The organism is Microbacterium sp. SLBN-154, assembly GCF_006715565.1.
Lineage (GTDB): Bacteria > Actinomycetota > Actinomycetes > Actinomycetales > Microbacteriaceae > Microbacterium.
This window is the reverse complement of the sequence record NZ_VFNL01000001.1, coordinates 3,249,885-3,275,416: the sequence shown is the minus strand read 5'-3', so window position 1 is coordinate 3,275,416 and position 25,532 is coordinate 3,249,885. Positions and strand designations below refer to the sequence as shown.

At 70.7% G+C, this 25,532-nt stretch carries 24 protein-coding genes and 1 pseudogene; 15 read left to right on the top strand and 10 right to left on the bottom strand.

All coding sequences use genetic code 11. The features are described from left to right. Nucleotides 1–2 precede the first annotated feature (2 nt). The 4 genes and pseudogenes from FBY40_RS15900 to FBY40_RS15885 all read left to right on the top strand — a co-directional run bounded on the left by FBY40_RS15900 (nt 3) and on the right by FBY40_RS15885 (nt 3,873). Entirely contained in the window at nt 3–965 is a 963-nt protein-coding gene (locus FBY40_RS15900) for an amino acid ABC transporter permease (RefSeq protein WP_141939719.1), read from the top strand. Next, nucleotides 962–1,791: pseudogene (locus tag FBY40_RS15895) on the top strand (amino acid ABC transporter ATP-binding protein). Before FBY40_RS15900 ends, FBY40_RS15895 begins: the two are co-directional and overlap by 4 nt. Continuing rightward, entirely contained in the window at nt 1,792–2,982 is a 1,191-nt protein-coding gene (locus FBY40_RS15890; RefSeq protein WP_200830005.1) for a M20 family metallopeptidase, read from the top strand. Between the two features lie 33 nt (nt 2,983–3,015). Continuing rightward, a complete protein-coding gene (locus FBY40_RS15885; RefSeq protein WP_141939718.1) occupies nt 3,016–3,873 on the top strand; it encodes a MurR/RpiR family transcriptional regulator in 858 nt (285 codons plus the stop codon). A 51-nt stretch (nt 3,874–3,924) separates the two neighbouring features. Here the strand turns inward: FBY40_RS15885 and FBY40_RS15880 are convergent, their stop codons facing one another. Beyond that, nucleotides 3,925–5,232 carry a cyanophycinase gene (locus tag FBY40_RS15880; RefSeq protein WP_141939717.1) on the bottom strand — a complete coding sequence of 436 codons (1,308 nt, stop codon included), beginning with the start codon at nt 5,230–5,232 and terminating at the stop codon, nt 3,925–3,927. 102 nt (nt 5,233–5,334) lie between these two features. On the opposite strand from FBY40_RS15880, the gene FBY40_RS15875 reads away from it, so the two are divergent. After that, a complete protein-coding gene (locus tag FBY40_RS15875; protein WP_141939716.1) occupies nt 5,335–6,744 on the top strand; it encodes a pyridoxal phosphate-dependent decarboxylase family protein in 1,410 nt (469 codons plus the stop codon). A gap of 20 nt (nt 6,745–6,764) precedes the next feature. Here the strand turns inward: FBY40_RS15875 and FBY40_RS15870 are convergent, their stop codons facing one another. After that, a complete protein-coding gene (locus FBY40_RS15870) occupies nt 6,765–7,061 on the bottom strand; it encodes a helix-turn-helix transcriptional regulator (RefSeq protein ID WP_124292497.1) in 297 nt (98 codons plus the stop codon). A gap of 90 nt (nt 7,062–7,151) precedes the next feature. On the opposite strand from FBY40_RS15870, the gene FBY40_RS15865 reads away from it, so the two are divergent. From FBY40_RS15865 to FBY40_RS15855, 3 genes are read left to right on the top strand one after another with little or no spacing between them, the layout of a single operon-like run. After that, nucleotides 7,152–8,528, top strand: a complete 1,377-nt coding sequence (locus FBY40_RS15865) for a proton-conducting transporter transmembrane domain-containing protein (RefSeq protein WP_141939715.1) — start codon at nt 7,152–7,154, stop codon at nt 8,526–8,528. Further along, complete coding sequence (locus FBY40_RS15860; protein ID WP_141939714.1) at nt 8,525–11,119, top strand: DUF2309 domain-containing protein; 2,595 nt, start codon at nt 8,525–8,527, stop codon at nt 11,117–11,119. Before FBY40_RS15865 ends, FBY40_RS15860 begins: the two co-directional genes overlap by 4 nt. Further along, nucleotides 11,116–11,439, top strand: coding sequence for a P-II family nitrogen regulator (locus FBY40_RS15855; protein ID WP_141939713.1), 324 nt, complete (start codon nt 11,116–11,118; stop codon nt 11,437–11,439). Before FBY40_RS15860 ends, FBY40_RS15855 begins: the two co-directional genes overlap by 4 nt. A gap of 105 nt (nt 11,440–11,544) precedes the next feature. On the opposite strand, the gene FBY40_RS15850 is transcribed toward FBY40_RS15855, so the two are convergent. From FBY40_RS15850 to FBY40_RS15840, 3 genes are read right to left on the bottom strand one after another with little or no spacing between them, the layout of a single operon-like run. Continuing rightward, on the bottom strand, nt 11,545–12,786 hold the full coding sequence (locus FBY40_RS15850; RefSeq protein ID WP_141939712.1) for an RNA polymerase sigma factor: 1,242 nt from the start codon (nt 12,784–12,786) through the stop codon (nt 11,545–11,547). Between the two features lie 24 nt (nt 12,787–12,810). Then, nucleotides 12,811–13,167 (bottom strand): YciI family protein, encoded by a 357-nt coding sequence (locus FBY40_RS15845; protein WP_141939711.1) that lies wholly within the window; start codon nt 13,165–13,167, stop codon nt 12,811–12,813. Between the two features lie 12 nt (nt 13,168–13,179). After that, a complete protein-coding gene (locus tag FBY40_RS15840; RefSeq protein WP_141939710.1) occupies nt 13,180–13,629 on the bottom strand; it encodes an SRPBCC domain-containing protein in 450 nt (149 codons plus the stop codon). Nucleotides 13,630–13,751: 122 nt separating this feature from the next. On the opposite strand from FBY40_RS15840, the gene FBY40_RS15835 reads away from it, so the two are divergent. Further along, nucleotides 13,752–14,477 (top strand): ThuA domain-containing protein, encoded by a 726-nt coding sequence (locus FBY40_RS15835; RefSeq protein WP_200830004.1) that lies wholly within the window; start codon nt 13,752–13,754, stop codon nt 14,475–14,477. On the opposite strand, the gene FBY40_RS15830 is transcribed toward FBY40_RS15835, so the two are convergent. Together FBY40_RS15830 and FBY40_RS15825 are read right to left on the bottom strand one after the other, a co-directional pair. Continuing rightward, entirely contained in the window at nt 14,478–14,957 is a 480-nt protein-coding gene (locus FBY40_RS15830) for a BLUF domain-containing protein (protein WP_235014954.1), read from the bottom strand. A gap of 10 nt (nt 14,958–14,967) precedes the next feature. Further along, nucleotides 14,968–15,201 (bottom strand): hypothetical protein, encoded by a 234-nt coding sequence (locus FBY40_RS15825; RefSeq protein WP_141939709.1) that lies wholly within the window; start codon nt 15,199–15,201, stop codon nt 14,968–14,970. 162 nt (nt 15,202–15,363) lie between these two features. On the opposite strand from FBY40_RS15825, the gene FBY40_RS15820 reads away from it, so the two are divergent. Next, entirely contained in the window at nt 15,364–16,485 is a 1,122-nt protein-coding gene (locus FBY40_RS15820) for a Gfo/Idh/MocA family protein (RefSeq protein WP_141939708.1), read from the top strand. A gap of 47 nt (nt 16,486–16,532) precedes the next feature. Then, nucleotides 16,533–17,426 carry an aldo/keto reductase gene (locus FBY40_RS15815; RefSeq protein ID WP_141939707.1) on the top strand — a complete coding sequence of 298 codons (894 nt, stop codon included), beginning with the start codon at nt 16,533–16,535 and terminating at the stop codon, nt 17,424–17,426. A 33-nt stretch (nt 17,427–17,459) separates the two neighbouring features. Here FBY40_RS15815 and FBY40_RS15810 read toward each other — a convergent pair whose 3' ends face one another. Beyond that, nucleotides 17,460–17,996 (bottom strand): hypothetical protein, encoded by a 537-nt coding sequence (locus FBY40_RS15810; protein ID WP_141939706.1) that lies wholly within the window; start codon nt 17,994–17,996, stop codon nt 17,460–17,462. Nucleotides 17,997–18,052: 56 nt separating this feature from the next. Between FBY40_RS15810 and FBY40_RS15805 the strand changes: the two genes are divergently transcribed. The 3 genes from FBY40_RS15805 to FBY40_RS15795 all read left to right on the top strand — a co-directional run bounded on the left by FBY40_RS15805 (nt 18,053) and on the right by FBY40_RS15795 (nt 21,074). Next, entirely contained in the window at nt 18,053–18,469 is a 417-nt protein-coding gene (locus FBY40_RS15805) for a MarR family winged helix-turn-helix transcriptional regulator (RefSeq protein ID WP_141939705.1), read from the top strand. Nucleotides 18,470–18,694: 225 nt separating this feature from the next. Beyond that, nucleotides 18,695–20,101 carry an HNH endonuclease signature motif containing protein gene (locus FBY40_RS15800; RefSeq protein WP_141939704.1) on the top strand — a complete coding sequence of 469 codons (1,407 nt, stop codon included), beginning with the start codon at nt 18,695–18,697 and terminating at the stop codon, nt 20,099–20,101. Between the two features lie 163 nt (nt 20,102–20,264). Beyond that, nucleotides 20,265–21,074, top strand: a complete 810-nt coding sequence (locus FBY40_RS15795; RefSeq protein ID WP_141939703.1) for a DUF1206 domain-containing protein — start codon at nt 20,265–20,267, stop codon at nt 21,072–21,074. Between the two features lie 19 nt (nt 21,075–21,093). Here the strand turns inward: FBY40_RS15795 and FBY40_RS15790 are convergent, their stop codons facing one another. Next, on the bottom strand, nt 21,094–23,223 hold the full coding sequence (locus FBY40_RS15790; protein ID WP_235014952.1) for an alpha-galactosidase: 2,130 nt from the start codon (nt 23,221–23,223) through the stop codon (nt 21,094–21,096). Between the two features lie 62 nt (nt 23,224–23,285). Between FBY40_RS15790 and FBY40_RS15785 the strand changes: the two genes are divergently transcribed. Next, nucleotides 23,286–24,431: an ROK family transcriptional regulator gene (locus FBY40_RS15785; protein WP_141939701.1), complete on the top strand. Its 1,146-nt coding sequence runs from the start codon at nt 23,286–23,288 to the stop codon at nt 24,429–24,431. Between the two features lie 3 nt (nt 24,432–24,434). On the opposite strand, the gene FBY40_RS15780 is transcribed toward FBY40_RS15785, so the two are convergent. Beyond that, nucleotides 24,435–25,523 (bottom strand): DNA polymerase IV, encoded by a 1,089-nt coding sequence (locus tag FBY40_RS15780; protein ID WP_200830003.1) that lies wholly within the window; start codon nt 25,521–25,523, stop codon nt 24,435–24,437. Between the last annotated feature and the right edge of the window lie 9 nt (nt 25,524–25,532).

The following is a 25,532-nucleotide window of genomic DNA, read 5'->3' as shown; positions in this document are numbered from 1 at the left end:
CCATGGTCACGTCCTCGGTCCCGGTCGACACGCCCACGCCCCCGCCGCCCGCCCGCGCCGGGGAGCCGGCACGGCCCGCGCCCGCACCCATCACGGCGGTGCCCCTGCGTCACCCGGGGCGCTGGATCTCCGGCGCCGTCGTCGGGCTGCTCGCAGCCGCCCTCATCCTCGGCTTCGCGCAGAACCCCAATCTCGACTGGCCGACGGTGGGGGAGTACCTCTTCGCCCCGCTGACGCTCCAGGGCCTCGCGACGACGATCTTCCTCACCGTCGCGGCCATGGTGATCGGTCTGTCGGGCGGGATCGTGGTCGCGATCATGCGCCTGTCGCCCAACCCGGTCCTCCGCGTCGTCGCGGGGCTGTTCGTCTGGGTCTTCCGCGGCACGCCGGTGCTGCTGCAGTTGATCTTCTGGGGCTTCATCGGAGCCTTTCTGCCCAAGATCGTCATCGGCATCCCGTTCACCAGCGTCGAGTTCTGGTCGGTTTCCACCAGCGACCTGATCCCCGCGACGGTCGCCGCCCTCCTCGCTCTCGGCCTGAACGAGATGGCCTACGCCTCCGAGATCGTCCGCGCGGGCATCCAATCCGTCGACCACGGCCAGACCGAGGCGGCGCACTCCCTCGGGATGACCCCGAGCCGCACGATGCGCCGGATCGTCCTCCCCCAGGCGATGCGGGTGATCGTTCCGCCGATGGGCAACGAGGTCATCACGATGCTGAAGACCACGGCGCTGGTATCGGTGATCGCCGGACGCGACCTCATGTCGAACCTGCAGGCGGCGTACGCCCAGAACTTCAAGATCATCCCCCTCCTCATCGTCGCCGCGATCTGGTACCTCGCGCTGACGAGCATCCTCGCCGTCCCGCAGGCGTGGCTCGAACGCCGGTACGGGCGCGGCGTCGCCGGCGCGCGCGAGAGCAGCACGCTCCGGCTCCTTCGCACCTGGAAAGGCGGCTCGAAATGACCACTCCCGTGACCTCGACCGTGCGTGAGCACGCAGGCTCGCCGGCATCGTTCCCCGCAGCCTCCGACACGGCCATCATCGACGCCCGCGACGTGCACAAGCGCTTCGGCTCGCTCGAGGTGCTCAAGGGCATCACCCTCCAGGTCGAGCGCGGGCAGGTCGCGTGCCTGCTCGGTCCGTCGGGGTCGGGCAAGTCGACGTTCCTTCGCTGCATCAACCATCTGGAGAAGATCGACGCCGGTCTGATCCGCGTCGCCGGCCGGACCGTCGGGTACGCCGAGCGCGGCGGCAAGCTGTACGAACTGAAGGAGAAGGATGTCGCACGCCAGCGTCGCGGCGTGGGAATGGTGTTCCAGCGGTTCAACCTCTTCCCGCACATGACGGCGCTGGAGAACATCGTGGAGGCGCCGACGCAGGTGCGCGGGCAGTCCCGCGCGGCGGCGAGGGAGCGCGCGCATCAGCTGCTCGAGCGGGTCGGCCTGGCCGACAAGGCCAGCGCCTACCCCAGTGCCCTCTCGGGTGGGCAGCAGCAGCGGATCGCGATCGCGCGCGCCCTCGCGATGGACCCGGAGGTGATGCTCTTCGACGAACCGACGTCGGCGCTCGACCCCGAACTGGTCGGCGATGTGCTGGACGTGATGCGCGACCTGGCTGCATCGGGTATGACCATGATCGTCGTCACCCACGAGATCGGATTCGCCCGCGAGGTCGGTGACGTGGCGGTGTTCATGACGGCGGTGTCGTGGTCGAGCAGGGCGAGCCCGGGCAGGTGCTCGTCGAGCCCCGCGAGGCGCGTACCCGCGCGTTCCTGGCGAAGGTCCTGTAGGTGCTCCGCCAGACGGATGCCGCACCGGCGGCGTCCGCCGAAGTCCTGCGCGCCCACGCGGACGAGCTCCTTCCGGTGTATCGGAGGGAGCTCGCCGATCTCGTGGCGATCGACTCGGGGTCGTACTCCGCCGACGGGGTCGATGCGGTGGGCGCCTGGTGTGCCGCGCGGCTCACGGCGCTCGGTTTCTCGGTCGAATCGCACGAGACCGGGGTGGTCGACGGTCGGCGCTTCGGTCGTGTCGTGGTGGCCCGCCGGCGGGGGACCGGAACCCGCCGCATCCTGCTCTTCGCCCACATGGACACCGTCTTCGCCGACGGGACCGCTGCTCTTCGTCCGTATCGGGAGTCGGAAGGGCGCGCCTACGGCCCCGGCGTCAGCGACGACAAAGGAGGGCTCCTGGCGGGAATCCACGCCGCCGAGGTACTCGTCCGCGCGGGCTACGACGGCTACGGCGAACTCATCCTCGCTCTGACACCCGACGAGGAGATCGGTTCCCCCGCGTCGGCTGCGCTTCTCCGCGCCGTCGCGACAGGCGTCGACGCGGCCCTGTGCCTGGAGTGCGCCCGCGAGAACGGCGACGTGGTCATCGCCCGAAAGGGAGTCGCCGACGTGCGGTTCGATGTGTCGGGGCGGGCGGCGCACGCCGGGGTGGAGCCGGAGCGCGGTGCCGATGCCGCCCTGGAGGCGGCGCGACTCGTGCTGGACGCGCACGCGCTCGCACGCGAGGGCGATGTGACGGTGAACATCGGCGTGGTCGCCGCCGGCGAGCGACCGAACATCGTCCCCGCCACTGCCCACATGAGCGGCGAGGTCCGGGCGTTCGGCGCGGAGGCCCTCGAGCAGACGCTTCGTGTTCTCGAGAGGCGGGCCGCCGCAGCGACGGTCGCCGGCGTCGACGTGGCCTTCCGCCGCGAAGCGTTCTGCCCGCCGCTCGAGGCCTCCGACACCGCCTCGCTCTTCACCGCTGCGCGCGAGGTCGCCCGGGAGCTCGGCTTCGACCTCGACGGTGCCTCGACCGGTGGCGTCTCGGATGCCAACTTCGTCGCGGCACGGGGTGTCCCGGTGCTCGACGGACTCGGTCCTATCGGAGGCGACGACCATTCGCCCGACGAGTGGCTCGACCTCGCCTCGGTTCCCGAGCGCGTTGCGCTGCTGGCCGGCCTCGTCGTCCGCATCGCCGAGGGGTGAGCGCAGTACTGTCGAGGTCGGAGGTGAGCCCAGATGACCGATGCCGGCGTCGCGGAGTCGATTCGTCGCGGAATGGCGGACTGCTCGCCCGCCGAGCGGAAAGTCGCGCGCGTGCTGCTCTCGGCCTACCCGTCGGCAGGATTCGAGACCGTCGCCCGTCTCGCCGAACGTGCGGGAGTGAGCGGCCCCACCGTCTTGCGTTTCGTCCACCGACTGGGCTACCGCGGGTTCCCCGACTTCCAGGAGGCGCTTCGCCACGACCTCGACGAACGGTCGGCGTCGCCTCTGCGCATCCTGGCATCCCGCCCGCCGATCGACGGCGAACCCCAGACCCTCCGCGACCGGGCTGCGGCGATCACGGCGGGAACCGTTCAGCGCACCTTCGCCGAGGTGAGCACGCATGACCTCGAGCGATGCGTGGAACTGATCTCCCAGGCATCCGGCTCGGTGGTGATCGCCGGCGGCCGTTACAGCAATCTGCTCGGTCGCGTTCTGTCGCTGCACCTGGAGCAGCTCCGCCCTCGGGTGCGGATGCTCGCCGACCAGCCGTCGGCACGCGCGGCGATGGTCGAAGATCTCGGGCGGCGCGACGTGGTGGTGCTGTTCGACTACCGGCGCTATGAGGAGCCGACGCTGCGGCTCGCGCGGCTCGCGCGCGAGCGTCACGCCGCGCTGGTGCTCTTCACCGACACGTTCCTGTCGCCGATCGCGTCGGAGGCCGAGGTGGTGCTCGCGAGCGAAACGGCGGCGCCGTCGCCTTTCGACGCCCTGACCCCGGCGCTCGCGCTGATCGAGACGGTGGTCGCCGGATGCTTCGAACGGCTGGGGGATGCAGCCGTGGACCGGATGGCGCGCGCCGACCGCGCCGCCGCGGATCTCGGTCTCTACTGAGTCCTGGGGCGCCCCGCAACCTCGGAGCGCCCCAGGGACGGGGAGTGTCGGTCAGTCGGCGACGCGGATGTCCATCCGGAGGTCGGAGAACGACACGGCACCCGCGGGAGTCGTCCAGACGTCGGTCTTCCGGTCGCGCGTCAGCACCGTCTCGAACCGCGGCTCGCCCTCGAAGCTCACACCCGTGCCGACGCCGGTCCGCGACGCGGCGACCTCTCGCGCCAGATCGCGGAGGGAGTACACGCCGCCGGCGCCGTCGATCGAGTCCCAGACATCCGTCCGCACGGCCGCGTCGGCGGCACGGGGCTTCAGCTTCTTCGCGCCGCGCGCGTCTTCGACCTCGGCCTCGCCGCGCAGGTCGATCTCGTCTCCGGCGCTCGCGTAACTCCAGCGGACGTTCTCGACCCCCGCGCCCGACACCCTCGCGCGGGTCACATCGAGGATCGATGCACCGTGCTCACCGATGACACGACCTTCCTGGTCGTCGCGATCGAGCACGACCGCGGTGGTCTCGTCGACCCCGAGGACGTACGGCCGACCCGTCTCCAGCGCGAGCGCCACCGCCCGTCCCTGTCTGCCCCACGTCGTGAAGTGGCTGTCGAGGAGGACCTCGTCGACGAACCCGAACCCGCCGAAGGGCACGTACCCCAGGGCGCCGGCGTCGTCGAGGTAGCCGGCTGTCGCGCCGTCGCGCCACGCCTGGTACGACTCTCCGCCGGTGATCATGTCGGCGCCCTGCTGGATCGTCAGGCCCGCGCTCACGCCGGCGACCACCCCGCGGTCGGCAACCTGGCGGATGGCCGCCATCGCGGGGGTATCGGTGCACGAGGTGAAGGCTTCGAGGTCGGCGTCCTCGCACGCGAAGAGGGTGCGGACGTACCTCATCTGGTCGCCGCCGCCGAAGAACACACCCGTCGATGCGGCGATCTGAGCACTCACCTCGGGGTCGGACGCGCGCGCGGGCGAGTAGGCGTCACCGTCGTAGTCGACGCGGGTGTCGATGGGCACCGCGTAGGTGTCGGCGCCGAATCGCGCGAACAGGTCGGCGTAGTAGAGACCGTTCGCGGCTGCGTTGTTCAGGCTCGCGTCTACAGCCTCCGCGGCGGTTCGAGCCGGCGACGCCGCCGCCGTGACGATCGCGATCCGCGCCCGTGCGGGCCCCGCGCCATCGGGGTCGGCGAGATCGACGATCGTCTGCAGGATCTCGGCGTTCTCCTTAAGGTTGCCCCCGATGAGGACGGCGTGTGGATCGAGGGGCTTCGATCGAGCCGGCGGAGCGGCGGTCGCGGGAGCGGCGACGCCGACGATCATGGCGCAGGATAGAGCGAGAACGCCGAGCGTTCGAGCCGGTGAGGTCACGGTTTCTCCTTCGAAACGATGAGGGTGAAATGTACGATACGAGACAGGTATCTTCGTGACAGAAACTAACGCACATTACAGTCCCATGGAAGAGGTCTCCCGATGACGCGAGCGCCCGAACTCTCCGCCTCCCGTACGGGCGACGCCGCGCGGATGCACGCCATCACTCCGCAGACCACCGCCGTGGTCGACCAGGTGCTCGAATACGCCCGCCGCCGGTCGCTCTACCCTGATGTGCCGCTCGATCGCGCGATGCGCCTGGCCGATCTCCGCCGGCTCGCCGGTGATTCGATCCGCCCGGACGGCATGGGATCCGAGCGCGCGCTCGCGCTCTTCGAGCACGTCCTCGCTCCGGCGTGCCTGTCCACCGATCACCCCGGCTACCTCTCCTTCATCCCGTCCGCCCCGTCGAAGGCCGCCCTGGCATTCGACGTCGTCGTCTCGGCATCCGCGATCTACGCAGGATCGTGGATGGAGGGTTCGGGGGCCGTCTTCGCCGAGAACGAGGTGCTGCGCTGGCTCGCCGGCGAGTTCGGTCTTCCCGCCTCCGCCGGCGGGGTCTTCGTCCAGGGTGGAACGATCGGCAATCTCTCGGCGCTCGTCACCGCCCGCGACCACGCGCGCCGCCGGGTCGCCGACGCCGAGCGCCCCGCGCCTGGCCGCTGGGCGGTCGTGTGCAGCGCTGAGGCGCACTCGTCGATCGCGTCGGCGGCCGCGGTCATGGACGTCGATGTGCTCGCGGCCGAGGTGGGAGAGGACGGCAAGCTGCGCGGCGATGCGGTACGCGCGGTGCTCGACGCGCACGGCGACCGCGTCTTCGCCGTGGTCGCGACGGCCGGCACCACCAACTTCGGGATCGTCGACGACATCGCGTCGGTCGCCGACGCGGCCCGCGAGGCCGGGGTGTGGTTCCACGTCGACGGCGCCTACGGACTCGCGGCGATGCTCTCGCCCGAGTCGCGACCGCTGTTCGCCGGGGTGGAGCAGGCCGATTCGGTCATCGTCGACCCGCACAAGTGGTTGTTCGCCCCCTTCGACGCCTGCGCCCTCATCTACCGCGACCCGGTGCCGGCGATCCAGGCGCACACGCAGAAGGCCGAGTACCTCGACACCCTGACCGACTCGCTCGACTGGAATCCCTCCGACCTCGCCATTCAGCTGACCCGCCGGGCGCGCGGTCTGCCCCTGTGGTTCTCGCTCGCCGTCCACGGCACCGAGCAGTACCGGGTGACGATCGCCGATGCGGTCTCGCGCGCGAAGCGCCTCGCCGACGACATCCGCCGACGGCCGGAGCTGTCGCTCGTGCGCGAGCCCGATCTGTCGGTGGTCGTGTTCCGCCGCGAGGGCTGGTCGCTCGCCGAGTACGAAGCATGGTCAGACCGCCTCCTCGACGAGCAGCGGGCGTTCGTCGTGCCGAGCTCGCACCGCGGCAAGCCCGTGCTGCGGATCGCCCTCATCTCGCCGCTCACCACCGACGAACTGCTCGGCGAGATCCTCGACTCGCTGCGCTGAGCCGGATGCGCGGGCGACAGTCAGTCGGCTGACGCCCGCGGTCCGGGTTTGGTGAGAGTCGCCAGCAGCTCGCCGATCAGATGGTCGCTTTCGATCGGATGCCGCAGCGGCAGGTCTTCGACGCACTCGTAGCGATTGCGCCGCCCCGACTTCTCTCGGCGCAGGTAGCCGGCATCGACGAGATCGCTCAGGATCCCCTGCGCCGTGCGCTCGGTGATTCCGACGGCGTCGGCGATGTCGCGCACGCGCGCGCCCGGATCGCGGGCGACGTAGATGAGCACGTGAGCGTGATTGGTCATGAAGGTCCATCCGCTCATGACCCGATTCTACCGGCAGGCTCACTTGATGACGGCGGTATAAAACGCGTGCTTTGACACAGGTAATTTAAAACAGGTATTGTGCAACGCATGACTTGGCCGCACCTTCGCTCCCTCGCGCCGACTCTGGTGCTGATGGTCACCCTCATCGCCGGGCTCACCGTCGCCGTCGACCATGGCGACGTCGTCGGCGCCGCTCTCACCGTTCTGGTCGTCGGCCTCACCGCAGTGGTCCAGTCCTTCAGCAGGCGCCACCTGCGCGGCGACCCGCGCGCGCGCCGCTTCCTCATCCTGTCGACGGTGTTCGCCGGGGCGAGCGTGGTCACCGTCACCGCGTCGACCCTCGTCGTCCTCGCCGCAGGGTGGAGCGTGGCGAGCCTCGTCATGGCGCTTCTCCTGGCCACGGGAGGTGCACCTCAGACGAGGGTGGCGGTCCGCCGAGCCGGCGTCGCCTTCGTCATCGGCGATGTCGCCCTCTTGGGCGCCGTCGTGCTCACCGTGGCGACGCTGGGCACCACGCGGTTCGCCCGCCTCGCCGACCTCGATGCGACCACCGCTGTCGCCGTGGGCGCGTTGATCGCGATCGCCGCGGTCGCTCGCGCCGCGTCGGTGCCCTTCCACGGCTGGCTCCCTGCGACGGTCGCGAGCACGACACCGGTCTCCGCTCTCCTCCACGCCGGATTCGTCAACGCCGGGGCCCTGCTGCTGCTTCGCACCGACGCTGTCCCGTCCCTCGCCGGGCCCCTCGTCGTCGGTGTTGCCGGAGCCCTCACCGTCGTCATCGCCGGAGCGGCGATGCTCACCCGAAGCGACGTGAAAGGCAGGCTCGTCCAGTCCACGGCGGCGCAGATGGGCTTCATGCTCCTCGCCTGCAGCCTGGGAGCCTTCGCCGTCGCCCTGGTTCACGTGGTCGGCCACGCGCTGTTCAAGGCGAGTCTCTTCCTCGGCGCGGGGTCTGCCGTGGAGCGGGCGGTGGCCGGGCGCGCCGCTCCCCGCAGAGACCATGATCGCCGGATGCCGCTCCTCGCCGCCCTCGTGGTGATCGCCGTCGCTGCCGCCGCGGTGGTCGGCACGGCGGCGTGGACGAGCCCGTCCGCGGTGCTGCTGCTGTTCGTCGTCACCACCGCCGCCGTCGCCGCCGCGCAGCTGGCGGAGGGTGCGCTTCCCGCCGGGGCGCGGCTGGCCGGCATGGCTCTCGTCGGCGGCGCCGTCGTGATCTACGTCTTCGCGGTCGCCGATCTCGGCGACCTCCTGGGTCTCCCTCCCGCTGCTGCGGCGATGCCGGCCACGCTGGCCGTCGTGACCTTCGCCGCAGGCGTCGCGGTCGCCCTCCTCGCGCGCACGCGGGGAGCGCTCGCCGATCGTGCGTACGTCTTCGCCCTCGGCTGGGGGCGACCGCCCCTGCCGGTCTCCTCGTCCGTCCCCGCCGGATCATCCGGCCCTCGTGAATACCGGAGTGCGTCATGACCGTCCCCTCCCTGCACGACAGCGTCCTCGAGCAGCGCGCCGCGATCCGCGGCATGGTCGCCGCCGCGTCGCGCGCCATCTCGCCGCACTACCCGCTCGAGACCTTCATCGCGCGAAACCCCGTCGCCGACTACGAACGCCTGAGCTTCGAAGACGCCATCCGCGCGGTCGCGGCCGACCACGGCGCGGGCCTCACCTTCCCCGAGCCCGTGTTCCGGCACCTCCTGGGTGTGGGACGGATCACCGCAGACGACCTTCGCCGCGCGATCGCCTTCCACGTCGCCGAGGCGCGGAGCCCCCGCATCCTGTGCTGTGGGGAGACGGAGGTGACGGTCGGGGAGCTGCTTCTGCTCGACCTGTGCCACGCGCCCGTGGACGCCTCACCGCGCCCCGCGCTCCAGACGCCGGCCGCGCTTCGGGCGCCGAAGGCGCACGCGCGGATCGACGAGCACATCGGCCGCTGGCTGAGCGCCGCCTTCGCCGAGGCCACCTGGGCGCGGAGGGGCGAAGGCGACGGACTCTGGGAGGCCTGGCGCCGGCTCGCCCCGCTCGACCTGCGTCTGCTGCGGCGCGTGCGCTCCGGCATCCGATGGTCGGCGACGCATCCCGAAGACGCCATCGCCGACGCGCTCTCTCAGTGGGGATGGGACGACGCGACCGCCACGCAGTACCTTCGCGCGCATGTGCTGGCCCAGCCCGGCTGGACGGCCGCGGTGCGGCATGCCGCGGTGACGGGGGACGCGCGGATGTCGGTGACCGCACTCGTCGCGATGAGGGTCACCCTCGAGTCCCTCCTCCTCGCCGACCGTGACGTCTCGCCCGAAGATCTCGGGTACCTCGGCCCTGCGGACGCCCCGGCGGTGCCCGGTGACGACAGGATCGAGGCCGTCGGTCGGGCTGCGGGCGTCGATGTCGCCGATCCCGTGGTGCGGCAGGCACTGGCGCGCGTGCTCAGCCTCGTCGACCCGGCGAGTCGGCGGGCGATCTGGCAGGAGGCCTACGAACGGGGCGCCGCCCGGCGCCTCGCCCCTGCCGTTGCTCCCGTGCTGCGGCCGGTCGGCCCGTCCGCAGAGCGTCCTCTCGCCCAGGCGGTGTTCTGCATCGACCCGCGGTCGGAGGGCATCCGCCGCCATCTCGAAACGGCCGCGCACGTCGAAACCCTCGGCTTCGCAGGGTTCTTCGCCGTGCCGATCTCGTTCCGCAGCGCTGCCGGCGGTCCGGCCGTCGCCTCGTGCCCCGTCCTTCTCACGCCCCGTCGCACCGTGACCGAATCCTCGTCCGACCGAGAGCCCCTCGCTCGCTGGCAGCAGCGGCTCGCGGGCGGACACGCTCTGCGCGACACGTTCGGCCGTGTCAAGGAGTCGACGATCACGCCCTTCGCCCTGGCCGAGACCGCCGGGTGGCTCATGGGTCCGGCGATGGCTGCCCGTACCGTCAGTCCGGCAGGGTGGCGGGCACTCGGTGAGCGGCTGGGTCGACTGCTGCCGACCAAACCGGCGACCCGGCTCGATGCGGATGTCGCGATGGACCTCGACGAGCGCGTGCTCTACGCCGAGGCGGCACTGCGCATGATGGGTCTCGTCGAGGGCTTCGCCCGCCTCGTGGTGCTCGCCGGTCATGGCGCGGAGGTGACGAACAACCCGTACGCGTCGGCCCTGCAGTGCGGTGCGTGCGGCGGACACGAGGGCGCGCCCAACGCCCGGGCGGCCGCTCTGGTCTTCAACGACCCGCCCACCCGGACCCGGCTGGCAGAACGCGGCATCCGCATCCCCGACGACACGCTCTTCGTCGCGGCTCAGCACGACACCGTCACCGATGCCGTGCGGCTGCTGGAGCCCTGGGCGATCCCCGCGACGCACGCCGACGACGTCGAACGCCTCGACGCGGTGTTCGACCGCGCGCGGGCAGGGCACGCGGCGGAACGGCTGGCAGTGCTGCCGGGGGCCGCTGCCGGCGCGGATCCTGTTCGCGAGACCGCCCGTCGCCGGGCGGACTGGGCCGAGGTCTACCCCGAGTGGGGCCTCGCGGGCAACGCCGCCTTCATCGTGGGACCGCGAAGCATCACCGCCGGACACGACCTCGGCCGACGGGCGTTCCTCCACAGCTACGACGCCGCCGCCGACCCCGACGGCTCGGGATTGGAGACCATCCTCACCGCCCCGATGATCGTCGCGCAGTGGATCAACGCCCAGTACGCGGCATCCGCTCTCTCACCCGACCGATTCGGTGCCGGACCCAAGCCCCTGCACAACGTCGTCGGAACCGTCGGCGTGCTCTCGGGATACGGCGGCGATCTGCGCATCGGCCTGCCGTGGCAGTCGGTCGGGGTCGGCTGCGAGCTCGTTCACGAGCCGGTGCGGCTGCAGGTGTTCGTTCAGGCGCCCTTCGTCCGCCTGAACCACCTCCTGGAATCGGCGGAGGTCGTCCGCGACCTCGTCGTCAAAGGGTGGATCACGCTGCGCGCCCGTGAGCACGACACCGATCGCTGGCTGCGGTTCGGACCCTACGGATGGGTGGAGGAACCCGACCTCGCACCCGTTCCGGCCGACACTCCCGCTCCCACCCTTGAGAACCTGGAGGCTTCACGATGAGCACGACCGCCCTCACCCCCATGACCAAGATCGAGATCGTCGTTCCCGGCGACGACGCCGCCGACATCGCCGAGCTCATCCGCTCGGTCGGTGCCCGCGGGTACACCTCAGTCTCGGGCGTCTCGGGCTTCGGCCACCACGGCGCCCGCGGCGGACGGATGCTGTTCAACGACCACGACGCGCTGACGCTCCTCATCACGGTGGTGCCGGATCATCGGGCGGATGCGATCGTCGCGGGCATCCGACCGATCCTAGACCGCACGTCGGGGGTGATGTTCGTCTCGGCGACGGCCGTGAGCCGACCCGATTACTTCGCGTGACCTCAGCGGCCAGGACCCGACCCTACGAGGGTCGGACCGTCACCGTCGGCACGCTGCACGGCAAGGAGCGACAGTTCGCGCCCGCCTTCGCGCTGGCACGGCATGTCAGTGCAATCCCTGAGCGGACCGCCCGACGAGGTACGCCCTCACCCTCGGGTCGGTGGTCAGGCCGATCGCTCGTCTCATCGCGGCCTCCGCCTCGATGCGGCGCCCGCGCTCGGCCTCGACCCGAGCGAGACAGACCCAGTACGGCTGATGGGCGACGACGGCGGACGGCGGCAGGCCGGCGAGCATGCGCGCCGCCTCATCGACGTCGCCCACCTCGACCAGAGCCGCAGCGGCGCCGATCGTCGCCCCGATCGACGGCGCGATCTGCAGGAGCCCGCGGTAGAGGGTGACCACCGCCTGCCAATCGGTGACGCCGGTCTCGGCGCGTGCCGAGTGCACGGCGCTGACCGCCGCCTCGAGCTGGAATCGCCCGAGTCGACCGAGCGCCGCTGCGCGGCGCAACTCGTCGTCACCGCGCCGGCGGAGCGCGGCCGGCCAGGCCCGGGTGTCCTGGGAGGCGAGCGGCACGAACCCGCCCTCGCGGAAGCGAGCAGGGCGTCGGCTCTCGGTGTGGAGCAACAGCGCCAGCAGCCCGCGGGCCTCGGGCTCTTCGGGGACCAGGGCCACCATCATCTCGGCCAGCCGCAGCGCCTCGTCCCGAAGTGCCGGACGATCGCCGCCGAGATCGTCGATGAGAGCATCGGATGATCCGTAGGCGGCGTAGATCGCGCGCAGCACCGCCCCCACCCGCCCTGGCAGCTCCTCGGCGGGAGGCATCCGGTAGCGGATCCCGGCGTCACGGATCTTGATCTTCACCCGGCTGAGGCGCTGACCCATCGTGGCCGGCGGGACCAGGAAGACCGCCGCGATCCGTGCGGCGTCGACCGCGAGCACCGCCTGCAGCATGAGAGGGGCGTGCATCCGCTCGTCGATCGCCGGATGGGCGCACACGAAGAGCAGAGAGAGGACGTCGTCGGGGGTGGGCGCGCCCTCTACGACCGCGTCGTCGCTCGCGGTCATGCCCGTCATCTCCTCGGGGGCGACGGAGACCTCCCGGGTGCGCCGCCGCGCGGCACTGATCGCGGCGTTCCGTGCTGCAACCCGCAGCCAGGCCTCCGCCGACCGCGGCACACCGCCGGCCCGCCAGGCGGTGACGGCGTGAGCGAAGGCCGTCGCGACGGCATCCTCTGCGGCCTGCAGATCGCCGTCTCGGCGGAACAGCCAGCCGACGAGACGCCCGAAGAGGTCTCGATGAGCCTCGGCGAGCGCCTCGTCGACCGGGTCTTGGCGGTGGGTCATGCGCGATGTGGGGACGGCGCGGGCTCAGGACATCGGCGGCAGCACCGGGCGGACCTCCACCGACCCCCGCGCGGCCGCCGGGCAGCGCGCCGCCCACGCCATCGCGGCGTCGAGATCGGGGACGTCGATGAGGAAGATCCCGCCCAGGTGCTCCTTGACGTCGGCGAAAGGGCCGTCCTGGATCTCGACGTCACCGCCTCGGTTTCGAAGCGTCGTCGCCGTACCCGGTGGTTGCAGTCCCGCGGCCGCCGACATGATGCCGCTGTCCTGAAGCGCCGCGACGTATGCCGCCCACGACGCCCAGTAGGCCTCGGCGTGCTCAGGATCGATGCGGTCGGCGTAGTCGGCCTCGGCCTCCATCGCCAGGATCGCGAACTGCATGGGGTGTCCTCCCTAGGCGGTCGGCGCCGGCACGAGCGGCGCCGAGGTCTCTAGCAGCGTCTTCAGGCCCGAGAGGATCAGCACCCAGCCGCGCTCGATGTCGTCGGCGGTGGTGCTCTCGGGAAGGCCGTCGTGAGTCAGCGTGAGCTGAGTCAGACCCAGGACCGCCATCGCGGTATCCGACAGCACGTACGTCACGCGGCTCTCGGGGAGCTCGGCGACATCCGGCGCCCACGATCCACGGAAGGTCATGCCCAGACGCTCCCCTTCGACGTAGTCGGTGACGGTGCCGGAGATGACCTCGCGACCGCCCATCACGTACGAGTATGGCTCTCCCGCGCTCGTCGGGAAGCGGGCTTCGAAGCCGTAGTAGTAGGCGGGCGAGATCGCGGGGTCGGTGAGCGCGCGCCAGACCTCCCCGGCCGGAGCCTTGATGGCGAGCTGGATCTTCTGGGTCGACATGATGTCCTCTCTTCGCGCCACGGTGGCGCTACCGGGAAGACGCGCGAATCATCGACGTTTCGACAAACCCGCGAAAAGAACCCTCCACAGGTAGTGTGTGCCGGGTTGCGGAAAGGTGACCAGTGAACGATCGAGCAGGACACAACCCCGAGCGCCACGCGCTCATCGTGCGCGGCGGATGGGAAGGGCATCAGCCGGTTGCGGCGACCGACCTCTTCGTGCCGTTCCTGCGCGAGCAGGGATTCACGGTGCGGATCGAGGACTCCAATGCCGTCTACGCCGATGCTCAGGCGATGGCCGAGACCGACCTCATCGTGCAGAGCGTGACGATGTCGGAGATCTCGGCCGACGCGCTCCGCGGTCTCATGGACGCCGTGGCGTCGGGGACCGGCCTCGCCGGTTGGCACGGCGGGATCGCCGATTCGTACCGCAACAGCTCCGACTACCTGCAGCTGATCGGCGGACAGTTCGCGACACATCCGGCGAAGGCCCCCGACGAGCGTGTCGACGACGAGACCGACAACTTCCTGCCCTACACGATCGAGATCACCCCGCTCGGGCGCGATCATGAGATCACTCGTGGCATCGGCGACTTCGACCTCGTCACCGAGCAGTACTGGGTGCTCCACGACGACCTCAACGACGTGCTCGCGACCACCACCCACCCGGTGCAGCCCTACCACCCGTGGCAGCGGCCGATCACCTCGCCCGCGGTCTGGACGCGAGCGTGGGGGAGCGGGCGGGTGTTCGTGGCGACCCCCGGTCACAGCGTCGACGTGCTGCAGGACGACCGTGTGCGCTCCATCGTCGAGCGCGGCATGCTGTGGGCCGCGCGCGAGCGCGTCTGATCAGAAGGACGTCGCTGCCCTCGACCGCACCCGGAACCACAGGCTGAGCTCCCGGGCTGCACGGATCGTCGGGGCGGCGCCCTCGACGTCGTCCAGATCGTCGAAGGTGCTGCGGAATCCCGGGGGAACGGTCTCCTCGTGATCGGGGACGCGCTCGAAGCCCATCGTCCACTCTGCGAAGTGGCGTTCGTCGACGCGGTCTTCGACCAGAGTGCGCACCGCATGATGGCGTGGGTCGACGGCGATGCTGTCGTAAAGCCTGCGGACCTCGGCGGCCGGGCCCTCGATCACCTGGAAGAAGCGCCCCGCGCGGTAGACCAGGAGGCCGGTGATGCCGGCAGCGGCGTTTCGCTCACGGCTCGCTCTGAGCAGATCGGTGAGCTGGCCGTCGTCCATCGGTTCACGGGCCGTGCTGGTGTAGAGCACCGACAGGAGGTCGTCGGATGTTTCCTGCGGACGCGTGGCTGCGCTTTCTCTCACGCGGTCTCCTTCATCTGCGTTCGTAGCCGATCCCGAGCGTCAGCGCCACCAGGCCGTGCATCGCTTCCGTCAGGTCGGAGTACTTCCCGACCGGTCGAGAGCGCATGTCGTAGGCGGTGAACCGACGGTCACGCTCACGGATGATGTATCCGAGCAACGCGCCGTTGCGGCTTCCGACATGGAATCCGTCTTCCACACGCGACCAGACCACGCCTGCGCCAGGACTGCTGCCTCGATGGTTCACGAGCTGGCCTACTCATCCTGTTGCGCGCCGGTGGATCCACGCGTGACCCTCAGGGTGACACACGCGGGTCTCCGTCCGGTAGTCGACCCGCGGCCGCGATGCGTGTGACCGGTAACATGACAGGGCAGGACGGGCCCGATTCACAGGCGAAGGGAAGCACCGATGACGACGTCGACCGGCAGTGACGCAGGTCCCACCGCCCGGCCCCACGGGATAGGCATCGTGGGGCTCGGGGTGATCTCGGGCCAGTACCTGACCACCTTCCGGGGACGCGATGACGTCGCCGTCGTCGCCGTCGCCGATCTCGACGTCGCGCGGGCCGAGACGGTGGCCAGCGACATCCCCGGATGCCGGGCCCTGTCCGTCGCCGACCTGATGTCCGATCCGCGGGTCGACACGGTGCTCAACCTCACGATCCCGGCGGCACACGCCGAGATCGCCCTGCAGGCCCTCAGCGCGGGGAAGAACGTCTACGGCGAGAAGCCTCTCGCGGCCACCCTGGCCGCTGCGCGAAGTGTCGTCGACGCCGTCCCGTCGGGCACGTGGCTCGGCGCGGCCCCCGACACGGTTCTGGGCACCGGCATCCAGACGGCACGCGCCGCCGTGGATGCCGGCCTGATCGGCCGGCCGGTGGCGGCGATCGCGACCTGGACCTCCGGCGGCCACGAGTCGTGGCACCCCCACCCCGACTTCTACTATCGCGAGGGAGGCGGGCCGCTGCTGGATATGGGGCCGTACTACCTCACGTCACTCGTCCAGCTGCTCGGCCCGGTCGTGCGGGTGAGCGGAGCGTCGTCGCGCTCGCGCGATATCCGCCGCATCGCCACGGGCCCGCGCGCGGGGGAGGAGATCCCTGTCGAGGTCGACACCCACGTCACGGGCACGCTCGTGCACGAGGGTGGCGCGATCTCGACGGTGACCTTCAGCTTCGACGGGGGTGAGACAGGAGCGCCGCCGATCGAGGTGCACGGAGAAGCAGGCAGTCTGCAGGCGCCCGACCCGAATCACTTCGACGGCCCGGTCAGGATGCGACGCCACGGCGCACAGGAGTGGGCCGAGGTGCCTGTCGGGGCCGGCTATGTCGGGGCGGGCCGCGGCGTCGGCCTGGTGGACTTCCTGCGCCCGGGCGGCGGACGCGCGAGCGGCGCGATGGCCCTGCACGTGCTCGAGATCATGTCCTCGCTCCTCGATGCCGCCGCCCAGCGACGCTGGGTCGATCTGGCGACGACCGTCGAGCGGCCTGCGCCGGTGCCCCTCGCGCGTTTCGGCGCGCTGCCGCGCTGACGGCCCCGCCCCGATCGCGTATCAACCCCCTCTGAAGGAGAAGCCCCATGAAACACCGTTCCCTCGCGGGTCGTCGCGTCTCGGCGATCGGACTGGGCGCGATGCCCCTGTCGATGAACAACGACCGGGTGTTCCCGAGTCGCGAAGAGGCTGTCGCCACCGTCCATGCCGCCCTCGACGCCGGTGTCACCCTCATCGACACCGCCGACATCTATGCGCCGCAGTGGGATCAGATGGGGCACAACGAGGAGATCGTGGCCGAGGCGCTGCGCACCTGGGACGGCGACGCGTCGTCGGTGTTCGTCACCACCAAGGGTGGGATCACGCGGGCGGAGGGCGAGACGTGGGGGCGCGACGGATCGCTCGCGTACCTCCGCGCCGCTGTCGAGCGGTCGCTGCGCATCCTGGGGGTCGATGCGATCGAGCTCTACCAGTACCACCGACCCGACCGGTGGATGGTCTACGGCGAGATCATGCAGAACCTGAAGGCCCTGCAGGACGAGGGGCTGATCCGCCACATCGGCATCTCGAACGCGAGTGTGGAGGAGATCGACATCGCCCTGGAGGTGCTGGGTGAGGGCAACCTCGCGAGCGTCCAGAACGAGTTCTCGCCGAAGCATCCGGGTTCGATCGACGAGCTGCGCCACTGCGCGCGGCACGGCATCGCCTTTCTGCCCTGGAGCCCGCTGGGCGGCACGGGCGGGGGAGCGCGCACTGTCGGCGACCGATTCTCGGCCTTCGCCGAGGTGGCATCGGCGCACGGGGTGAGCCCGCAGCGCGTCGTCCTCGCGTGGGAGCTGGCGCTCGCCGAGACCGTGATTCCGATCCCGGGTGCACGGCGCGCCGCGTCCATCGTGGACTCGGCTGCCGCCGCCGATCTCGACCTGTCCGACGGCGAGGTCGAGCGCCTTTCGCACTCGGTCGGCATCGATCCGGAGTAGAGCGGCGGAGGCTGCCCCCGCCGCTCCTGTCGGTCACTTCGCGCGGAAGGCGACGTCCGCCGCGCCTGCGCGCCAGCTCAGGAGCAGGATGACGGCAGCTGCCGTGGTGAGTATCGTCAGTCCGTTCCCCGCCAGCCACAGCCCCGTCAGGTCGCGCACCCGATCGGCTGTCTCGCCGGGGTCTCGGAAGACAGGGTTGACGGTGGTGATGAGAAGCGTCTTCGACGTTGCGGCCACGGCGAGAAGGCCGAGCGCGATCCAGCCTCGTCGCGCGGCAGGAAGGGCCATCCGGTGCATGCGCACCACGAGCCAGACGGCGGCGGCTAGGCCTATCAGCGACCACGGCATGTAGTAGTACATCGGGCTCCCGATCTCCAGGGCGCCGATGAAGGCGCCGGGGGAGGGGGTGACGAGGCTCCGCAATGCCGCGTTCTGCTCGTAAAGGTTTCCGAATGCGTTCTGTGCGAGAAAGAGCGTGGCCACGACGGTGAGCACGCGAGTCCGGCGCAGCGGGGATGCTGAAGGCCGGAAGGAGGAGGTGAACGGGTGGCGGATGGGCAATGTCGTCATAACAATGAGAATAAGGCAGCTTATTCGCCGTGTCCACCCGTGAAAGAATCAAGCTTGTGACAGCGCTGCGCCCCGAAGACTTCCTCGGCTATCGACTTGTTCTCAAGAGTGCGCAGATGTCGCGACGCTTCGCCGATGAGCTCGCCGCGGTCGGGTTGCGAGTGACGGAGTTCAGCACGCTCGCCGTGCTCGCCGCTCGACCCGGTGCGACCGCAGCGGAACTGGCCGAGGCGGTTCTGATCTCGGCGCAGAGCATGGGGCCGCTGCTGGATCGGCTGCAGAAGATCGGGGCGGTCGTGCGACCGGAGCGTCGGGGCAAGGGCCGGGTCGCTCCCGCGGAATTGACGGATGAGGGGCGGCGCCTGCTCGCCGTCGCATACGCGCGGGTCGAAGCGATCGAAGATGAATATCGCCGGCAGCTGGGGGAGGACTACGAGGTCTTCCACCACATCGTGGACAGGTGGCAGCCTTAGGGTGCAACTCCGGCGATTGTTCGAATTTTTGTGCTGCTGACCGGACCCTGTGGGTCTCGCCTTCACGCGCAGATTATTGTTCTCTCCGGGCGATGTCGGAGTTCAAGCGTAGATTTGTTCTATGGACAGTTCCGGTGCGATGGCGACCACGCGGCGGTTGAGGGATGCCGCTCATCGTGTCGTTGCGACCTGGAAGCCGCCTGCGGTGCAGCGTTGGCGTGTTCGGTGTCGGAGGTGGTCGCCGCGATCGGCGATGACGATCTGTTGGCGCTGTTGTCGGATGCTGCGCAGGTGCGGGCGGCGGTGGAGGTCATCACCGCTGCCGCGGCCGCGGAAGCAACCCGGCGGTCGGCGCGGGAGCTGGGGTATGACGGGTTGGCGCAGCGAAAGGGCCACCGGAATGGCGCGTCGCTCGTGCAGACGATCACGGGACAGACGCGCGCGGACGTGACCCGTGCAGTGCGGACCGGTGAGGACCTCGCGCCGAGTGTCCCGCCGCCGGCGGTCTCGGGCCTGACGTCAGCGCCGGCCGTTCCGGCGACTCCGGAGTGGTTGCGGTTGCTGCGGGAGGCGTTGACGGGCGGGGCGATCACGCAGGCGCAGTTCCGGGCGATCCGCGATGGCCTGGGGGATCCGCCGGTCGAGCGGTATCTGGATCTGGATCCGGGGTTTCTTCCCGCGGCGTGGGCGACGGCGGTGGGGATGCTGCTGGGGGAGGCGGGGGTGTTCCCCGTCGAAGAGCTCCGGAACGCGGCCCGGATCGCGAGGGACCGGTTGGACCCGGTCGGGGTGACTGTGCGGTTCGAGGAACGTTTCGCGGCGCGGTCGCTACGGACATGGACCGATGAGAACGGGCAGCATCACGCGAAGATCGTGTTCGACGACGACGGGGCGGCGTGGGTGCAGGCGATCCTCTCCGCCGCGCTGCGCCCGCGGCGTGGGCCGCGATTCGTGGAGTCACCGGCTGCGACGGCGGCCGACGGTGCGCGGGATTCCCGGTCGAATGAGCAGGTGCAGTACGACACGGTGCTGGCGATCCTGCGCACCGGCGCCGCCGCCGACCCGGCCCAGTCGTTCGGGGACCGGCAACCTGGGGTACGGATCCTCGTCACCGCCGACACCCTCACCCCCGAGACCGACGCCGACGGGGCGATCCGGGTGCGGGTGGTCGGAGTGGGGCACCTCGAGGACGGTGGCGCGGCGATCCCCGGTGGCGTGGTCGACAGTTATCTGTGTGACGCGGGCAGTGTTCCGGTGATCCGCGACAGCACCGGCAGACCCCTCGATGTCGGAAGGGAGCAGCGCCTGTTCACCCGAAAACAGCGTCTTGCGATCGCCGCCCGCCACGGTGGGTGCATCGGAGAGCACTGCACCGCTCCGTCGAGCTGGACCGAGATCCACCACCTGACCCACTGGTCCCACGGTGGACGCACCGACGTCGACGACGGTGTTCCCCTGTGTCGTAACTGCCACCTCGGCCTCCACAACCGCGGCCAGTGGATCACCCGCGAACGCGGCCCCGACGGCGCCGACACGTATTGGCTGCACTCCCCACCTGATCCGGTCGCCGGGGAAGCAGCTCCGCCCACTCGACTGAGGTCCCGCAGTCCCCTGCGCTTCACCGCCGCCTGACCCGGCGATGTGGATGTCGCCGCCTGACCAGTCGCCGTGAATGTGCGCACCGGTGGTCAGGCGAGCGCAACGGGACGAAACGCGCTCCGGCGGTGGCACAGCACGTCGCCGGGGGCGCGTCAACAGGTGGTCGGGGCGCGCGGGAGACGGATACCGTTTCGACATGAGCACGGCGAAGCAAGCGGCGCGGTCGGCGCACTCATCATCCACTTTCCGTGCCGTCGCGCGCGTCGGTTACGCCGTCCTCGGACTCCTCCACATCATCATCGGCAGCATCGCCGTCACGATCGCCACCGGCGCCGGTGGCGGCTCCGCCGACCAGAGCGGCGCGATGTCGCAGATCCGCGAGACCCCCTTCGGCCTCGTCGTGCTCTGGGTCATCGTCATCGGACTCGCCGCCCTTGCTCTCTTCGAGATCGCCCAGGCGTTCTTCGCCTCCGATTCCGACGGCGACAGCAAGAAGAAGTGGGCCAGGCGCGTGAAGCACCTCGGCACGGCCGCCGCCTACATCGCGATCGCCGTGACCGCCCTCATCTACGCGCTGGGTGGGAGCTCCTCATCGTCGGGGTCGACGCAGTCGCTCAGTGCCCAGCTGCTCGCCACGCCGGGCGGCGTCTTCGTGCTCGTCCTCATCGGTCTCGTGGTGCTCGCCATCGGCGGCGCGTTCGTCTACAAGGGCGCCACGAAGAAGTTCGAGGAGAAGCTCGATCTCCCCACCTCGAAGGTTCGGAAGGCGATCGTCGCCTTCGGCGTCACCGGTTACATCGCCAAGGGTGTCGCCGTCGGAGTCGCCGGCATCCTCTTCGTCGTCGCCGCCTTCACCCAGGACGCTGAAGCGGCCGGCGGTCTCGATGGAGCACTGCAGAGCCTCGCGCAGCTGCCGTTCGGACAGATCATCCTCTGGATCGTCGGTGCCGGCCTCATCCTCTACGGCCTGTTCTGCTTCGCCCGCGCCCGCTACGCCCGCATGTGAGGTCTGTGGCGATGCGGCGTCAGTCCACCGCGACCATGTCGACCACGATCGCGCGCTGCGGCTGCTGAACCATGGGTCGAAGTCCCACGACCGACAGCTGTCGGCCGGTCAAGACCGTGTCGACCGCCGCCCACTCCAGGGCCGACTGCCCGGCATCATGGTCGCGCGTGAGCGGTGAGAGTGTGAGACGGTACAGCCGCTCATCCTCCAGGCCCGGCATGCGCACGCGCCCCGGTGGCCACGCGGCATCCGTCGCCGTCTGCACGATCGTGAACATCGCCTGCGAGCGATCCGCGGCGACCACACCGCGCACGTCCACCCCCGGGTCGGCGCCGTCGACGTGCACGGTGCGTCCGGTGGCGATCATCTCGCGGAGCGACTTCGCGTAGACCACCCACTCCGCGATGCGCGCACGGGTCGCCGCGTCGGTGGCCGTGAGGTCCCACTCGATGCCGAAGTGCCCGATGAGGGCCACCGCGGCGCTCAACTCGAGATCCACCGTCCGGCCCGACGTATGCAGGTGCGGGGTCGTCAGGTGCGCGCCCATCATCTCCGGTGGCACGACGATTCCGGTGTACCGCTGGTTGGGGAGGCGCTCGAGCGGGTCGAGGCTGTCGCTCGTCCAGATCCGGTCGGTACGGTCGAGGATCCCCAGATCGACCCGTGCCCCGCCGGATGCACAGCTCTCGATCTCGAGCGCCGGGTGCGCGGCCTTCAGTTCGTCGAGAAGGCGATACAGCGCCTGCGTGGTGGCATGGACCCGCGCGACTCCGCCGGGCCCCGCCGCCGCATCGACGAGGTCGCGATTGTGATCCCACTTCAGGTACGCGATCGGGTACTCCTCGAGCAGTGCGTGCAGCCGCTCGGAGATGTAGCGATAGGCGTCGGGGTGAGCCAGGTTCAGCACCTGCTGCTGCCGCGCCGACGGGGGCAGGTCGGCGCGCCCGCGCAGGATCCAGTCCGGGTGCCGCCGGGCCAGCTCGCTGTCGGGGTTCACCATCTCGGGCTCGACCCACAGGCCGAACTCCATGCCGAGACCCCGCACGTGCTCGACGAGCGGATGCAGCCCGTCGGGCCAGACGGCGGGGTCGACCAGCCAATCGCCGAGACCGGCGGTGTCGTCGCGGCGGCCGAGGAACCACCCGTCGTCGAGCACGAATCGCTCCACACCCACTTCGGCGGCGGCGTCGGCGAGGGCCGTGAGCCGCGCCAGATCGTGGTCGAAGTACACCGCCTCCCAGGTGTTGAGGGTGATCGGACGCGGACGGGACGGATGCTGCGGGCGCAGCCGCCACTCGTCGTGGAACCGGTGCGACAGCGCGCTCAGACCCTCGCCCCAGGACCCCATCACGGGCGGCGACGCGATCTCCTCGCCCGGAGCGAGCACGACCTCTCCCGGGAGGAACAGTTCACCGCCGGCCAGGAACGCGTCGCCGTTGCTCGTTCTCTCGGCGAGCACGCGGTGGTTGCCGCTCCACGCGACGTGGAGGCCGTGCACCTGACCGGCTTCGAACCCGAAGCCCGGTCGCCCGGCGGCGAGCAGCACCGTGGCATCGGCGCCCGGGCGCCCCCGCCGGCTCTCGCGCAGATGGGTGCCGAGGGCAAGGGACCGGCGCTGCGGCGCGCGCTCGCGCAGATGATGGCCGGTGGTGTCGAGGATCTCCGTCGCCTCCCACGGCAGGGGGAACGTCGCCTGCAGCCGGTCGACCGTGAACGCCGTGTCACCGGTGTTGCGCAGGGTCACTCGCTGGGTGAACACCCCCGCGACGCCGAGGGTCAGTTCGACCCGCGCGGAGAGCCCCGCCGCAGCGTCGACGAGGTCGAGCGTCGCCGAGTGATCGTCGGCGGTGACGTCGGAGAGGGCGAAGAGGATGCTGCTGCCTGCGCCGCTTCGGTGGCCCTCGATGGCGGGGGTGAACACCCATCCGGCCGCCTCGGTGGGAATCACCGTGAGGCGCGGCGTGGCGTCGAGCCCGCCGGAGACCCGCTGCGGGCGCGCGGCGACCGCGAGCGAGGAGAGCGCCGTGGGGGGCAGCTCGCCGAGGTCGGCGCCCCAGTGAACGATCGTGGGGGACGGGGAGGTCGACAGATCGAGGATGACACTCGTGCCGCCGCGTCGGAGATGAAGGACGTCATCGCGGGGGTTCATGCCAATATTTCTATCAGGAAAATATTCCTCGTCCGAGGTGAGGCCGAGTCAGAGGAGGCGCCGTGCTGACCGCAAGCGAGTCCGCCCTCGCGCGCGCCGTCCTGGTGCACGGTCCGATCGCCCGGAGCGCGCTGGCGCACCGCCTCGCCCTGTCGCCGGCGACGCTGACGCGCCTGGCCAAGCCGTTCCTCGATCAGGGCGTTTTCGTCGAGCGGCCGCACGCTGTCGACGGCCTGGTCGGCCGCCCCGTCACCCCCCTCGACGTCTCCCCGGAGTGGGGTCGGTTCGCGGGGGTGAAGCTCACGGGCGACCGCGCCTACGCCGTCATCACCGATGCGCGGGCCGCGGTGCTCGCGCGCGGCGACCGGCCGCTCGTCTCGACCGAACCCGCTGCGGTGTGTGCGCTCATCGCCGACCTGGTCGGCGGCCTCCTCGCCGGTGTCTCCCCCCGCGACTCCGGGCGGCTCCGCGCGGCCGGGGTGAGTCTCGGCGGCATCGTCCGGGCGGGACGAGCGGTGTTCGCGCCGTTCCTCGACTGGGAAGACGTCGACCTCGCGCCGCTCCTCGCCCCCCGCCTCGGGGTGCCGGTGACCGTCGAGAACGACGTCATCGCGCTCACCGAGGCCGAGCACTGGTTCGGGCATGGTCGCGGCATCCCGGGGTTCTCGCTGCTCACGGTCGGGGCGGGGATCGGGCACGGGCTGGTCGTTGACGACCGCGTGGTCCGTGCGGCCGCGGGTGCCGACCTCGTCGGACATGTGCCGGTCGCGGCGTCGGGCCCGCTCTGCCCGCTCGGTCACCGGGGCTGCGCCCAGATGCTCACGACGACGGCGATCCTCTCCGAGTGCGCCGGCGCGCTCGGCCGTCCCGTCGCCGACGACGACCTTCGTGCCCTGGTGCTGAGGGGCGACGAGAGGATCACCCCGATCGTCGACGGGCTGGCCGATGCGCTCGGGAGCCTCATCGCGCTCGTGGCCGGCCTCACACAGCAGCGTGCGGTCGTGCTCGCCGGCGACGGCATCGGCCTCTTCGCCGCCGCCGAGGACCGCATCCGGGCAGCGATCGCCGCCGCCCGGGATCGCCGCGCCGACGCCGTCGAGCTTCATGTCGACGACAGCGGTTTTCCGGCGTGGGCGCGAGGCGCGGCCGCGGTGGCCGTCCAGGCGGCGGTCGACCGGATCGATCTTGCGAAGGGTCCGGCCGTCTGAGCGCTACCAGCCGCTGCGAGTGGGAGTGTGCCCGCCGCGGGCGTCATCCGGCATGGCCATCTCCGCCCGCATCCCGAGCAGCCGGACCGGGCGGTCGGGCTCGATCTTGGCGAGGAGAGCGGATGCTTCGGCGATCACCCTCTGGCGATCGTGCGTCTCGGCGATCCGGCGTGTGAAGGTCTTGGTGAGAAAGGGCGCGTAGCGCACCTTCAGTCCGAGACCGACGACGGGGCGCCCCTCGCCGGCCACGTCGTCGAGCACCTGCGCGAGCAGGACCTGCGCGGCCGCCTCGATCTCCTCCCGCGCGACGAGGTTCTGCTGAAATGTCGTCTCGCGGCTGTGCCCCCGTGCGACCCAGGGGGTGTCGTCGACGACGTTCGTGCCGTCGCCGCGCCCGAGCTGGCGATACCACGGCCCCATCTTCGGTCCGAATTCCGCCGCAAGGGGCGCCGTCTCGGCGACCGCGAGGTCGCGCACCGTCCGGATGCCGAGCGCCTCGAGGCGCCGCGAGATCTTGGTGCCGACGCCCCAGAGCTCGATCGTCGGCCGGTCGCCCATCACCGAGAGCCAGTTGTCCGCGGTGAGACGGAAGCGACCGCGCGGTTTACCGAATCCGGTGGCGTTCTTCGCCCGCACGAGGGTGTCGCCGATGCCCACGCTGCAGTGCAGTCGGGTGCGCTCGAGCACCGCGCGCTGCAGGTTCGCGGCGTACCCCTCGGGATCGGCGGTGGTGATGCCCACGAAGGCCTCATCCCACCCGAGCACCTGCACCACGGCGCCGGGCTGGACGCGAAGCGTCGCCATCACCTCCTCCGAGGCGGCGGTGTACGCGTCGTGATCCACCGGCAGGATCACCGCGTCGGGTGCCTTCCGCGCGGCGATCCGCAGGGGCATCCCCGACCCGACGCCGAACTCCCGTGCTTCGTACGACGCTGTCGAGACGACGGCGCGTTCGGTGGGGTCGCCCCGACCGCCGACGATCACGGGCCTCCCGGCGAGCTCGGGGTGGCGGAGCACCTCGACGGCCGCGATGAACTGGTCGAGGTCGACGTGCAGCACCCAGCGAGGCGTCTCTGCATCGCTCTCGGCCATCGGTGTGAT